The organism is Lactococcus sp. bn62 (assembly GCF_029492705.2).
Taxonomy (GTDB): domain Bacteria; phylum Bacillota; class Bacilli; order Lactobacillales; family Streptococcaceae; genus Lactococcus; species Lactococcus petauri.
The window spans coordinates 80,565-93,942 of record NZ_CP120417.1 but is presented as its reverse complement, the minus strand read 5'-3'; the positions used below and the strand labels follow the sequence as shown (position 1 = coordinate 93,942).

16 protein-coding genes and 1 tRNA gene are annotated in these 13,378 nt (G+C 38.4%); 3 read left to right on the top strand and 14 right to left on the bottom strand.

Annotated elements, in window-relative coordinates; translation table 11 throughout:
• The 12 genes from gatA to rnpA form a co-directional block, all read right to left on the bottom strand.
• Window positions 1–1,473 (bottom strand): Asp-tRNA(Asn)/Glu-tRNA(Gln) amidotransferase subunit GatA, encoded by a 1,473-nt coding sequence (gatA, locus tag P3G65_RS00515; protein WP_019291916.1) that lies wholly within the window; start codon window positions 1,471–1,473, stop codon window positions 1–3.
• Complete coding sequence (gatC, locus tag P3G65_RS00510) at window positions 1,473–1,778, bottom strand: Asp-tRNA(Asn)/Glu-tRNA(Gln) amidotransferase subunit GatC (RefSeq protein ID WP_019291917.1); 306 nt, start codon at window positions 1,776–1,778, stop codon at window positions 1,473–1,475. The genes gatA and gatC overlap by 1 nt, the downstream gene beginning before the upstream one ends.
• A gap of 145 nt (window positions 1,779–1,923) precedes the next feature.
• A complete protein-coding gene (gene codY / locus P3G65_RS00505) occupies window positions 1,924–2,715 on the bottom strand; it encodes a GTP-sensing pleiotropic transcriptional regulator CodY (protein WP_003133634.1) in 792 nt (263 codons plus the stop codon).
• Window positions 2,716–2,851: 136 nt separating this feature from the next.
• Window positions 2,852–4,450, bottom strand: a complete 1,599-nt coding sequence (locus P3G65_RS00500) for a hypothetical protein (protein ID WP_019291918.1) — start codon at window positions 4,448–4,450, stop codon at window positions 2,852–2,854.
• 139 nt (window positions 4,451–4,589) lie between these two features.
• Complete coding sequence (locus P3G65_RS00495) at window positions 4,590–4,913, bottom strand: DUF1292 domain-containing protein (RefSeq protein ID WP_003133632.1); 324 nt, start codon at window positions 4,911–4,913, stop codon at window positions 4,590–4,592.
• 14 nt (window positions 4,914–4,927) lie between these two features.
• A complete protein-coding gene (ruvX, locus tag P3G65_RS00490; protein WP_003133630.1) occupies window positions 4,928–5,356 on the bottom strand; it encodes a Holliday junction resolvase RuvX in 429 nt (142 codons plus the stop codon).
• Window positions 5,356–5,622, bottom strand: coding sequence for an IreB family regulatory phosphoprotein (locus tag P3G65_RS00485; protein WP_003133629.1), 267 nt, complete (start codon window positions 5,620–5,622; stop codon window positions 5,356–5,358). Before P3G65_RS00485 ends, ruvX begins: the two co-directional genes overlap by 1 nt.
• Before the next feature lie 200 nt (window positions 5,623–5,822).
• On the bottom strand, window positions 5,823–6,734 hold the full coding sequence (locus P3G65_RS00480; RefSeq protein ID WP_019291919.1) for an aldo/keto reductase family oxidoreductase: 912 nt from the start codon (window positions 6,732–6,734) through the stop codon (window positions 5,823–5,825).
• Between the two features lie 149 nt (window positions 6,735–6,883).
• Window positions 6,884–7,018, bottom strand: a complete 135-nt coding sequence (gene rpmH, locus P3G65_RS00475; protein WP_003135255.1) for a 50S ribosomal protein L34 — start codon at window positions 7,016–7,018, stop codon at window positions 6,884–6,886.
• Between the two features lie 120 nt (window positions 7,019–7,138).
• Window positions 7,139–8,050, bottom strand: a complete 912-nt coding sequence (gene jag, locus P3G65_RS00470; RefSeq protein ID WP_019291920.1) for an RNA-binding cell elongation regulator Jag/EloR — start codon at window positions 8,048–8,050, stop codon at window positions 7,139–7,141.
• A 24-nt stretch (window positions 8,051–8,074) separates the two neighbouring features.
• Complete coding sequence (locus P3G65_RS00465; RefSeq protein ID WP_003133626.1) at window positions 8,075–8,890, bottom strand: YidC/Oxa1 family membrane protein insertase; 816 nt, start codon at window positions 8,888–8,890, stop codon at window positions 8,075–8,077.
• Window positions 8,887–9,255, bottom strand: a complete 369-nt coding sequence (gene rnpA, locus P3G65_RS00460) for a ribonuclease P protein component (RefSeq protein ID WP_019291921.1) — start codon at window positions 9,253–9,255, stop codon at window positions 8,887–8,889. Before rnpA ends, P3G65_RS00465 begins: the two co-directional genes overlap by 4 nt.
• Window positions 9,256–9,624: 369 nt before the next feature.
• Between rnpA and P3G65_RS00455 the strand changes: the two genes are divergently transcribed.
• The 3 genes from P3G65_RS00455 to P3G65_RS00445 all read left to right on the top strand — a co-directional run bounded on the left by P3G65_RS00455 (window position 9,625) and on the right by P3G65_RS00445 (window position 11,181).
• Window positions 9,625–10,560, top strand: coding sequence for an alpha/beta hydrolase (locus P3G65_RS00455; protein WP_019291922.1), 936 nt, complete (start codon window positions 9,625–9,627; stop codon window positions 10,558–10,560).
• An 83-nt stretch (window positions 10,561–10,643) separates the two neighbouring features.
• Window positions 10,644–10,729 (top strand) — tRNA-Leu (locus P3G65_RS00450).
• A 152-nt stretch (window positions 10,730–10,881) separates the two neighbouring features.
• Window positions 10,882–11,181, top strand: coding sequence for a YbaB/EbfC family nucleoid-associated protein (locus tag P3G65_RS00445; RefSeq protein ID WP_019291923.1), 300 nt, complete (start codon window positions 10,882–10,884; stop codon window positions 11,179–11,181).
• Between the two features lie 122 nt (window positions 11,182–11,303).
• Here P3G65_RS00445 and ptsP read toward each other — a convergent pair whose 3' ends face one another.
• The gene (ptsP, locus tag P3G65_RS00440; protein ID WP_019291924.1) at window positions 11,304–13,031 is read right to left on the bottom strand and encodes a phosphoenolpyruvate--protein phosphotransferase; all 1,728 of its coding nucleotides are present in this window, start codon (window positions 13,029–13,031) and stop codon (window positions 11,304–11,306) included.
• A complete protein-coding gene (locus tag P3G65_RS00435) occupies window positions 13,031–13,297 on the bottom strand; it encodes a phosphocarrier protein HPr (protein WP_003133620.1) in 267 nt (88 codons plus the stop codon). Before P3G65_RS00435 ends, ptsP begins: the two co-directional genes overlap by 1 nt.
• Between the last annotated feature and the right edge of the window lie 81 nt (window positions 13,298–13,378).

Here is a 13,378-nt window from a genome sequence, read left to right as displayed (position 1 = left end):
TTATTTTGCCCCTCCTTCTGTAAAGATAATTGGTTTTTTCTTATGATGATCCGTTGTTGCTTCAAACGCTGCTGCGACTTGATAAATTGTTTCCTCATCATAGCGTTTACCAATCAATTGCATCCCAACAGGTAGACCTTCAACATAACCCGCCGGAATCGAAATTCCTGGTAATCCCGCGAGGTTGACTGGAATTGTTAAGATATCTGAAAGATACATTTGAACAGGATCTTTTGATTTTTCATCAAAGCCAAAAGCAACCGTTGGGGCTGTTGGGCCAAGAATCAAATCATAATCCGCAAATACTTTATTAAAGTCTTCGATAATCATTGTACGCACTTGACCAGCCTTTTTAAAGTGCTTATCGTAGGCACCTGCAGAAAGACTAAATGTACCTAGCATAATACGACGTTTGACCTCATCGCCAAAGCCTTCTGAACGTGATTTCACATAGACATCTTCAAGGTTTTCGATATCCTGTGCACGATAACCATAACGAATACCATCGAAGCGTTGGAGATTTGAGCTCGCTTCTGAAGAAGCGATGATGTAGTAAACAGCTACCCCATACTTGCTATGTGGCAAGCTCACTTCTTCAACAATAGCACCTAAAGATTCTAAGTGTTTCGCCGCCGCCATAATTTGCTCTTTGACTGCTGGATCAATACCTTCACCAAAGTATTCTTTAGGCAAAGCAATCTTCATTCCTTTAATATCTTGACCTATTTTTGAACCAAAATCTGGCACAGCTACTTCTGAACTTGTAGCATCTTTAGCATCACTACCTGAGATAACATTTAAAAGTTGTGCATTTTCTTCAACAGTAGCTGAAAAGGGACCAATTTGATCAAGTGAACTAGAAAAAGCAATTAAACCATAACGAGAAACACGTCCGTAAGTTGGTTTCAGACCCACAATACCACTGAACGAAGCTGGTTGACGAATCGAACCACCTGTATCGGATCCTAATGACAAGCGTACTTGTCCACTCGCAACAGCACTAGCTGAACCTGAAGATGATCCACCAGGTACTTTTGTTTGATCCCACGCATTGTATGTTGGCTTAACAGAAGAAGTTTCCCCTGAGCCCCCCATTGCGAATTCGTCCATATTGGCTTTACCAATAATAACCATGCCATTGTCATAAAGCTTTTCAACGACAGTCGCATCATAAGGTGGGATAAAACCAGAAAGAATTTTACTTGCTGCAGTTGTTTCAATATTTTTAGTAACAATATTGTCTTTAACTGCTAAGGGAATACCGTCTGTAAGTTTTGTTGCATCAATTCCACGCGCATCAATAGCAGCTGCTTGCGCTAATGCTTCTTCATCTAATACAGAAATAAAACTGCCCATTGCTGCTTCACGTGCATGCACATCATCCAATGTCGCCTGTGTCAAGTCAACAGCAGAGATTTCCTTTTTCACCAAGAGGTCATGCAACTCTTTAATTGTTTTATTATTCAATGACATTATGCATCTCCTCCATCAGCCAACATTGCGGGAACCTTAATAAAGCCATCTTGCTTCGTTGGTACATTACGCATTAATTCATCACGGTCATCACCCGGTACAGCAATATCTTCACGCATGCGGTTTAAGTTATCCGCAACACTCATCGTAAATTCTACATTTTCCGTATTGACTTCCCCTAACTGCTCCACCATTTCGATAATTTTATCGAGTTTATCCGTCACAGCATCAAGTTCATTTTTCTCAAATTTAAGCTTTGACAAAGTTGCCACATGCTCCACTTGTTCTTTTGTAATCTTGCTCATGTTATTTTCCCTAACTATTAAAGATTTTCATTCTCAATTATAGCAAAAATCTTTAAAAACTGATACAGCTAGGCTTTACTGCCTACTGCCTTTACCACAAGTAAAAAACCTCTCACTAAGAGAAGTTTTTTTATTACTTTTAAGGTTAGAAGTTACGACCTTCAAGCTTTGTAAATAAACCTTGGTTAAGAACTTTTAGGTAAGTCCCTTTCATTCCCAACGAACGGCTTTCAATAACACCAGCAGATTCAAGCTTACGTAGTGCATTAACGATTACTGAACGTGTAATTCCAATCTTGTCGGCAATGACTGAAGCAATAACATGTCCTTCTTCACCATCAAGTTCTTCAAGAATTGCTTTCACAGCCTTCATTTCTGAATACGAAAGTGTATTGACTGCCATGTTAGCCATCGTGTCTTTACGGATATTTTCTTCCATTTGTTCAAGCTTAAGATTTGAAAGTTGAACACCGATAACTGTTGTTGCAAGCTCTGCAAGCACAAGATCATCATCACTGAATTTTCCGTCTGTACGCCATAAGATGAAGGTTCCCAAGCGCATACCACTACCATAGATTGGTGCACATGTTGTCAAACCATTAGGATACTCACCTAAAAGTTCTGCAGGAAATACTGACAAAGGCTCGTTAATTGTGATATTTGCTAAAGTGTCGTAGATACGGATAGCCGCACGTGCATAATCTTCTGGCAATTGTTTTTGTACATGGAAAAGTTCATTAACACGATCGTTGTTAATTTCGTATGGCAGTGAATAGCCCAAAAGTTTCCCTTTTGTATCAATGATACAAGCATTACAGTCAATAACGTTGGCTAAACGCTCTGTCATGTTATCATAGGGTAACTCCTGCTTTAAATCAGTTACTCCATCTTGCAGAACTGATGTAATTTTGCGGGTTTTTTCTAGTAAAGTAGCCACGGTTTTCTCCTATTATATTATTTTCTAAATAAACTCTTAATGAATTATAACACAAAAAAATTCAAAAAACAACAGGAATAGTCAGAAAATTCGCTTTTTTCATTATAATAAAACAAGATATACAATTATGTATATCTTATTTCTTTTTATATACAGAAAATTGACTAACATTACCAACTTCCACTTTTTTGTAAGAATCTTTAAGTGTTTCTTTTACTGAATCTGAAAGATCCTGTCCACTTTGCACTACGACATACTTGTTGCCTGCATTAGCAAAGAGCAAATCAAAGTTCTGATGGAATCTCACTGGATAATGGCGAGGGAAGTCATCTATGCCACCCACACGCTGTGATCGCAAGTTAATGTTTTTATCCGATGCTATAGCCAGTACTTTATCCTCTTTTGTTGTATCGGCTTTCACAAACTGTGCAACTTGTTGTTCTTCTGAGAAAACTTGTTGATGCATCGTTTGGGTAACGATCGGAGCTCCTATCACAAAGAGCAGAGCTAAAATTGGCGCAAAAAGCTTGGCCTTCATATAATCTTGTAGGATATTCTGACGTTGATCCACCGCATCTTGTATAGTATCGCTGACGAATAATAAAAGTAACGGCAAGATGGCAAGCAAGTTTGAACTTTCGAATACTTGAGAAAAAACAACAAATCCTAACACAAGAATTGAACCCAATAAGAGTAAAAGTTGCCAGATAAATGTTTGACCCGAACTTTTAATATTACGTACGCCATGTACGAAATTGGCCGCAAGACCAAACACCAAAAGAAAAACGAGAGCTTTCAGAAGTGACATCCAGAAATTATCTGTAAAGCCTAATGTCGTAAGCGGAATGATAATGGATTGTTCGATGGATGTATACAGTACTTGAGCATTTAAGGAGTAAAAAGCAACAGTATAACCTACCAACAATAAACCAAATAAAATTGCTAAAAGTTGATAAATACCACGCCCAATTCTTTTATTCTGAATATTAAAGACAAGCAAAGCGAGACAAGAAAGAAGCCACAAAATGGTCATGATTGGTGATATGACAAACACAAGAGCTCCGCTCATACCAAAGAAGATAAAAGCTTCGTCACGTGCATCTTGACGTAGATAACGATCCAAGAACTGTAATGCCCATAATGCAAAAGGCAAGGCGATTAAGGTTGGCGCTGTACCACCTTGAGCCAATCCTGCAATCGAAACCAAGGTAAAACCTGTGGTAATTCGCGCTGCCAAACGGCTACGAGTACGTTGTGAAATTAAACGATAAACTTGCACACCGCTCATAAATAAAGCTAGCATTTGGAAAAGGTAAAGGAGCCAAGTTGTTTGACCAAAATGACCGAGCCAGTTGATCAGATAAAAGACAATTCCGCCAGCACCCCAAAAATCATTGTAAGGGACCAATCCTGCCTGCATTGCCATTCCCGAATAGAGGTATTGCGACTGTACACCTGTAGGTTGAAGATTGAAGATAGGGAAAGCATAGAAGCTTAGACTAAGCACCAAGGACACGAGCCCAATAAATAACCAGTCAGCTGGCATAAGCCGTGGTGATTTTTCTCGAGTTGGTACAAAACTCGCTTCTGATTTATGACGACGCGAATAAAACCCAGTCTCTTCCGCAGGAATTTCAAGGTCTTCATTGACCTCAAGCTCCTCGATTTCTTCTGATTGTTCTAATTGTTTTTTATGTTCATGCCTAAGTGAACGTGAACCATATCTTTTTTTCATTTAATTTTCCTTCAAAGAGTAATCACTAAATTATAACAAATTTCTTCGAAGTACTCAATTTTTGCTAAAAATTTTATGTAATAATTTATAATATTTCAATATTAATGCAATAAAAAAAGAGGCTTTGCCTCTTGATTTATCAATAAACTTCGTCGTCTTGATTTTCCATAAAGTTATTAAAAACTTCTTCAATCATATCCCATTCAGCATCTGAATCTTCAGCGATAGGTTGTAAATCACCTTCAGTGCCATCTTCATTTTGAGTAAATGAATAAGCTTGGATTTCAACTTCACCATTATCATCTTCTGCACCGTCAACAGGCATAACGAGGACGTAATTTTTACCAAATTCTTCTTGGCCATCAATAGTGATCAAGATTTCAAAAAGGCTTTCATTACCGTTATCATCAATCAGAGTGATAAAACGGTCTTCGTGGTCATGGTCATGTGTATGTTCTGACATAATACTTCCTACTTCTAAAATAATTTGTGCGCATCAAGATAATTTTGTAATATCAAGACAGCGGCGAGTTTATCAATTGATTTTTTACGGTCCTTGCGTCGGACGCCACCATCAATTAATACTTTTTCTGCTTGCATTGTCGTCAAGCGTTCATCTTGGTATTCTACAGCGACATCAAACGTTTCAGTAATTTTTTCACCATAGTTTCTTGAAGCCTCTGCACGAATACCTTCATCATTATTCATATGTTTGGGTAAACCGAGTACAATTTTTGAAGGTTTATATTCTGTTATTAGTTCTGCTAAGCGCTCAAAACCAAATTCACCAGCTTCACTGTCAATCTTTATTGTTTCAACAGGCTGAGCCGTCATTCCCAATAAATCACTCACAGCTACACCAACAGTTTTCGTACCGACATCCAAACCTAAAATTCTACTGTACATTAAAGCTGTACACCATGTGCTTTTAAGTATTCTTTAATCAGTTCTTCAACAATATCATCACGGTCAAAACGACGGATTTTGTTACGTGCATCGTCGTGACGTGGAATATAAGCTGGATCTCCTGACAAAACATAACCTACCATTTGGTTGATAGGATTGTAACCTTTAGCATCAAGTGCACGATAAACATTTACAAGTGTTTCGCCGATTTCTTTTTTACTTGAATCATCAAATTCAAAGCGGACTGTTTCATCTGTAAAACTCATAATATGTACCTCCTTTGGGGTAGGTTCAAGCAAACTGCTTAAAAATCCTTTTAATTAATTTTTTCTAATAATGCTCTTTAATTATACATCATTTCTGACACTAATTCAATCTATTTCGTCTAGTAGCTAGAATAAATGGCCCTCTAGACGACTCTACTAGACCCTTTTATCACTTAATGCTAAACTATAAATTTACCGGCTTAAGGGAGAATATTTCCAGCTGCCATATACAAGTCATACCACTCCTCACGGCTGAGAACCAGATCACTGGCATTTGTTACTTCCTCTATCCGTCGTTCCGTCATCGTACCAATTATTGTCTGCATACGCGCTGGATGGCGGTTAATCCATGCTATAGCTATCCCTGAAGGGGTAAGATTATATTTTTCAGCATATTCTTCAAGCTTTTTGTTTAATTCTGGGAATTTATCATTACCAACAAAAGGACCATCAAAATATCCATGTTGGAAAGGAGACCAAGCTTGAATCGTCATCTTATTTATACGGGAATACTCTAGTACTGAACCATCTTGCATATGACTGGCTTGATTAGGAATATTCACATTGAGACCTGCATCAACCATTTCAGTGTGCTTCAAGCCAAATTGAAGCTGATTAAAAAGTAACGGCTGCTTCACTGCTGTTTTAAGTAACTCCACTTGCATCGGATTTTGATTGGAAACTCCAAAATAGCGAACCTTTCCAGATTTCTCGAGCTCGTAGAAGGCCTCTGCGACCTCTTCTGGCTCCATTAGCGTATCGGGGCGGTGCAAGAGCATGGTGTCGAGATAATCCGTCTGTAGCCGTTGTAAAGAGCCTTCTACCGACTTGATAATATGTTCTTTTGAAAAATCAAAGGCAACCCCTGGGCGGATAGCGCATTTCGATTGGAGATAAATGTCTTCCCGTCGAATAGAGGTTTGCGCCAAAGCCTCGGCAAAAACCGTTTCACACTGTCCAGCACCATAAATATCCGCGTGATCAAAAAAGTTAATACCATTTTCATAAGCTGTTTCAATAACTTTGACAGGGTTCTTTCCTGGTTCTATGATACGCATACAGCCTAAGATAATTTGTGAAGCTTGCATATCGGCAATTTGAATTTTTTTCATTAACAAAAACTCCTCTTCTTTTACAATAAATTCATTATATCACAATAAAAGTAAACGCTTTACTTTTCCAAGAGTTATTTTTGTTCCTTTTTATGAATCATGTTTCCAAAAGAAAAAACCCACCCGAGGGTGAGAATCCTTTTTTACAATTAAACTGTAAGTGAAGCACGTCCTTTACGACGACGAGCTGCAAGTACACGACGTCCGTTTTTAGTTGCCATGCGTGCACGGAATCCGTGAGTAGTCTTACGAGGTTTTTTATGTGGTTGGTAAGTACGTTTCATTTGTTAAATCCCTGGGCTACTTCACTTGGGAAAGTAGCTCCACCGTTCTTGCGGTGTTCCTTTCTTTCATTTCTGTGCTTAAAGCATACTAAAATATTCTACACCAAATCATCGCAAATGTCAAATTTCTTTTGTAACGGTGATATAACGATTGTATTCATTACCTTCAGAATGGCTAGAAACACCTTCTTCTTTCGAAATAATTGTATGCACAATCTTGCGTTCATTCGACTGTAAATCATTAATATAGACAGTTTCACCAGAACGAGCACGTTCTGCTGCACGATGCGCCAAGCTGGTAATATATGCTTTACGCTTTTCATGATAATCGCCAACATTGACAGCAATATTTATACGGGTACTTAAAATACTGTTAGCATAAGCTTTAGCCAAGGTTTGTAAACTTTGCAAAATCTTCCCATGTTTACCAATGAGTAAAGCATCTTGATTCGAATTTAAGTTAAAAACAATCAGAGTTCCTTCTTTTGCTACATTTACAGTGATCGCAATACCCATTTCAGAGGTAATATTTGTTAAGTAAGTCGAAATTTTATCCGCAAACTCTGTTTCCTCAGCAGTTAATTCCATCGGTACAGCCTTAGCTTTTTCTTTTACTTTCTCAGGAACCTCAACTTCTGGAAGCGGATCTTTGCTTTGAGCAATGTCTGCTTTAACTTCTTCAATTATAACTTCACGTTCTTCTGGAGTTAATTCACCTTCTTGTTCTTTTTCAGCTGCACGTACAGCTTTAACAATTTGGCTTAACTCAAGAGTTGCTTCCATAGCAGACTGTGCTTTAGGCACACCAAGGTTGATATCTTCCACACCACGTTCTGCTAATCGATCCGCTTTACGAATGGTTTCTTCTTTGATTTCTTCTATATCTACGAGGGCTCGTTTTTTACCAAATCCTAAAAAACCACGTTTTTCTTTTTGTTTTACATGAATATGCACATTCTCACGCTTTACACCTAAACGATATAAGCCGCGTTCTATTGCTTCTTCAACTGTTCTCCCAGTAAAAATAGTCATGATTTAAAACTCCTATCTCCTGATTTACTTTTTATTTTTCAAAGCCTTCTTTAATGCCTTCTCACGTGCTTTTACTTTATCCTTTTCCGCTTGGGCTTTAGCTTCACGCGCTGCGATTATTTTGAAGGGATTGGCAATAAGCAAAGTTTGTAAGACTTGGAAACCATTTGATACTACCCAGTAAAGAGCAACACCGCTTGCGACATTGATCGCAAAAACAAAAATCATCACTGGCATAGCAAATGTCATCGTACTTGTCATTGCATTTTTCTCAGGGGCTGATTTCATTGTCAACCATGAGCTAGCAAATGTAAAGAGTGCTGCCAAAATTGGCAAGATAAATGTTGGATCTTTATCTCCGATATTAAACCAGAGGAAAGTTCCGTGCTTTAAGAAATCTACACGTGTCAAAGCTTGGTACAACGCCCATAATATTGGCATTTGCACTAAGAGTGGTAAACATCCTGCATAAGGATTTACCTTGTTTTTAGCGTAAAGTTCTTGTGTTTCTTCTTGAACTTTACGACGCGAATCCACGTCTTTACCTGGATATTGCGCTTGTATTTTTTTAATTTCAGGCTGAATTTCCTGCATTTTTTGGCTAGACTTGATTTGAATATTCATCAAAGGCAAAAGTGCCGCACGAATAATCAAGGTAAATAAAATAATACCAACAGCTGTCATACCACCAAATGACAAGAAACGGATAACCTGAGCAAATCCATAAACTATCTGTTCCCAAAAGTTTGTTGAATGTTGTGTGACCTCAGAACGTCCACAGGCAGCCAATAAGAGTAAAGAAGCACTTGCCATCGAAAGCAAAGTTATTTTCTTTTTCAATTCTTTTCTCCATCTTTATAAATTTTAGACAATTTCAATACATGCTTGAGATTTTTTCTTACTTCATCAAAACTGAGTTTTTCGACTCCTGGACGTGCAATAATCACAAAATCTTCGTCTTCTAAATGAGAAGAAAACTCTGCTACTGCATGTCTAATGAGTCGCTTCACACGATTCCGTGTGACCGCATTTCCAATCTTTTTACTTACTGAAATCCCTGTACGAAAATGCTGTTGCTCAGTATCGAGTTTATATACAACAAATTTCTTATTGGCAAAGCTATTTTTCGCTAAAAATATTTGTTCAAAGTCTTTCGAGCGTTTTACACGATAGGTCTTTTTTATAGCCAAGCCACTCTCTCCCATACTAAAAATTATCTCCATTATTTTAACACAAAGTAGAGGAAAAGTCACTTTTTTCCGAGAAAGCGCTTTTTTAGCTTTAATTTTTGTTGCATATCATTACTTATAAGCTCAAAACCATGTTAGAATAAAGGTAAATAAAAGATAGATGTAGCCAAGAGCCAATAAAGTGATCTTCATTTCGCTTCCCTAAACATAATGGCTCAAAGAATCAATCCCCTTTGATTCCCGACTACTCCTTTTCCTTCCCACACATTTGTTGGCTCTTGTGGGAAGGTTTTTTCATACGAAATCATATTTATTGGTATGAACGTTATGTCTCTTAGGTAATATTATTCCTATTTTCCTTAAAAAATTTGGTATAATAATGCGATGAAAAAACGTAAAAAGAAAATTTTCGCTTTATGGACAATTAGTATCATAAGCCTACTGCTGCTCGTTGATTTGGGGATTACTTATTATTTCTACTCCGTTGCCTATGTCCGCAATGATGCTCCCGTGGGCCAAGTTCAAGCATCAAGTAAAAATTATCCTCTTGTCACACAATTTGATAAGCTGAATAAAAAAACACTTACTATGGAAAATGGTGGCTTAAAGCTCAATGCTTGGTACATCCCAGCGGAACATAAGACAAATAAAACAGTTATTGTTGTCCACGGTTTTCGCCAAAATAAAGAAGCGATGCGCCAATATGGACAACTCTTCCATGATTTAGGCTATAATGTGCTTATGCCTGACAATCGTGCTGCTGGATCCTCAGAAGGTCAGCTCATTACTTATGGTTACTACGATAAAAAAGACGTGATCGCCTGGTCAAAAAAATTAACACAAGAAAACCCTGAAAGTCGTATTACTTTATTTGGACTTTCTATGGGAGCTGCAACTGTTATGATGGCATCAAGTGAGACAGAATTACCTAGCTCTGTCAACAGTATTATCGAAGATTGTGGCTATACTGATGTTTGGTCGGAAATTACCTATCAAGCCAAATCGACCTACAATATTCCGCCATTTCCCCTTGTCTATAGTTTATCCGCTATGAATAAAGTGCGCCAAGGTTGGTTTTTAAAAGAAGCAAGTGCGACACAAGCACTCTCTCAAAACAATCGCCCTATCCTCCTTATCCACGGCGATTCAGACACTTATGTGCCTACGTCAATGCTTAAGGAAAACTACCAAGCAGTCAAGACAGGAACACCAAAGGAAATGCTTTTGATTAAAGGTGCTGCACATGCCAAGGCCTTTGAGACAAATCCTCAACTTTACCGTCAATCTGTTGAAAAATTTCTGAAAAACTATAACGATTGATTATTTTACAGTGCTAAACACCCTATTACAGTTTATTCTTGCATTCCCCTTCCTAAAATGGTATTATATTAAAGTACCAATTCGCGGAAGTGGCGGAATTGGCAGACGCGCAGGATTAAGGATCCTGTGGCCTATCTTGGCTGTGCGGGTTCAAGTCCCGCCTTCCGCATATTATTTAAACGTCTAGTAATTAGACGTTTTTTTGTTTTCTCATCTGCTTCAAAATCATTCACAAAAATGGTATAATAATGACATCAAGAAACTATATATTTGCAATACTCAAGGCACTTAAGTCTTGAAACAAGGAGATAATAAACCACGATGATGAATATGCAAAACATGATGAAGCAAGCACAAAAATTGCAAAAACAAATGCAAGCTTCACAAGAAGAAATTGCCAACACTACTTTTTTTGGTAAAGCAGCACAAGATTTAGTAATCGCTGAATTTTCTGGTGATCGTAAATTAACAAACTTGACAATCAAGAGTGATGTGATTGACCCTGAAGATCCTGAAACATTGCAAGATTTGGTTGCAGATGCTGTAAATGATGCTCTCACTCAAATCGAAAAAACTACTGAACAAAAACTCGGTAAGTTCTCTAAAGGACTCCCCTTCTAATAAAATAGCCTCTGAAGGCTTTTTTATTTTATTCTTCTTATTAATTAGAATAATAAATTCGAAAATAAGGACTTTGATCATTCTTAAAATACAAAAAAAGCGCGAATTTCTTCGCGTTTTTCTTATTTTGTATATTCTTCAACGAGTGCGACAACTTCTTCCATTGTTGCACATTCAGTAAGAGCTTTGTTTGAAAGTTCTTCCATCTTAGTTGAGTCCAAACGTTTCATCAATGAACGTGTTTGGAGAACAGATGTTGCTGACATTGAGAATTCATCAAGTCCGATACCCATGAGAAGTGGAACAGCAGTTTGATCACCGGCCATTTCACCACACATACCAGCCCATTTGCCTTCTGCATGCGCAGCTTTAACAACATTGTTGATAAGGCGAAGGATAGATGGGTTGTAAGGTTGGTAAAGGTATGAAACTTGTTCATTCATACGGTCTGCAGCCATTGTGTATTGGATCAAATCGTTAGTACCAATTGAGAAGAAATCAACTTCCTTCGCAAATTGGTCAGCCAACATTGCTGCTGCTGGGATTTCGATCATGATACCTACTTCGATACCTTCAGCTACTGGAACACCTTCGGCGATCAATTTAGCTTTTTCTTCGTCGTAGATTTTCTTAGCAGCACGGAATTCTGTAACCAATGCAACCATTGGGAACATGATACGGAGTGTACCGTGAACTGATGCACGGAGAAGTGCACGAAGTTGTGTGCGGAACATTGCATCACCACTATTAGAAAGTGAGATACGTAAAGCACGCCAACCCAAGAATGGATTCATTTCTTCTGGCAAGTCGAAGTATGGCAATGTTTTGTCACCACCGATGTCCATTGTACGAACAACGACTGGTTTACCCTTCATGCCTTCAAGTACTGCTTTGTAAGCTTCGTATTGATCTTCTTCCGTTGGGAAGTCTTGAGCATCCATATAGAGGAACTCTGTACGGTAAAGACCAACAGCTTCCGCACCATTGTCGTTAACACCTTCAACATCTTTAGGCGTACCAATGTTTGCAGCTAACTCAAAGTGTTTACCATCAGCTGTTACTGTTTCAGCATCTTTAAGAGCAGCCCATTCAGCTTTTTGTGCCGCATACGCTTCACCAGCTGCATGGAATTCGCTTTGTTGCTCTGGAGTTGGATCAAGAACAACTTCACCTGTTAAACCTGATACAGCCATAAGTTGACCTTCAGAAACAAGTTCAGTGATATTGTTTGTACCCAATACAGCAGGAATTTCAAGCGTACGTGCCATGATTGCTGAGTGAGATGTACGTCCACCAATGTTTGTAACAAAGGCCTTAACGTACTTCTTATCAAGCTGTGCAGTATCTGATGGTGTCAAGTCTTCAGCAACAATGATCACTTCTTCGTTAATCAAAGCTGGGCTTGGCAATTTAACACCAAGAAGGTTTGCCATTACACGTTTTGTAACGTCTTTAATATCGGCAGCGCGCTCTTGCATGTAAGCATTGTCTTCCATACCTTCAAAGATAGCAATGAACATGTCAGTGATTTCTTTAAGGGCTGCTTCAGCATTAACTTTTTTAGATTCAATAGTAGCTTTGATTTGAGCGGTCATATCTGGGTCTGCAAGAACCATCATGTGTGCGTCAAATACGGCTGCGGCTTCTTCTCCGAGGCTATCTACTGCTTTATCTTTAATGATTTGAAGCTCGCTTTGAGCGGCAGCAAGAGCTGCATCAAGACGAGCTTCTTCATTTTCGATATTCTCAACAGTCACTGTCTCAAATGACAAATCAGGTTGAACAAGCAAGTATGCCTTCGCTACGGCTACACCTGATGATGCAGCGATACCTTTAAGCATAGATGTCATTATTCAGCAAGACCTTCCTTAACCATTGTTTCAGCGATTGTGCTCAATGCGTCATCAGCATCAGCACCTTCAGCAGTGATAGTTACATCAGCGCCTTGACCAACACCGAGTGACATAACACCCATGATTGATTTAAGGTTTACAGATTTACCTTTGTATTCAAGGTTAATTTCTGAAGTGAATTTAGAAGCTGTTTGAACGAGCAATGTAGCTGGACGTGCGTGGATACCAGTTTCTGCAACGATGTGGAATTCTTTAGATGCCATTTTTGGAATCTCCTTATTTCAATTTTTATTCGATAATGCCTTTTTGTTCAGCATATCTATACTTTAACATTATACTACAAA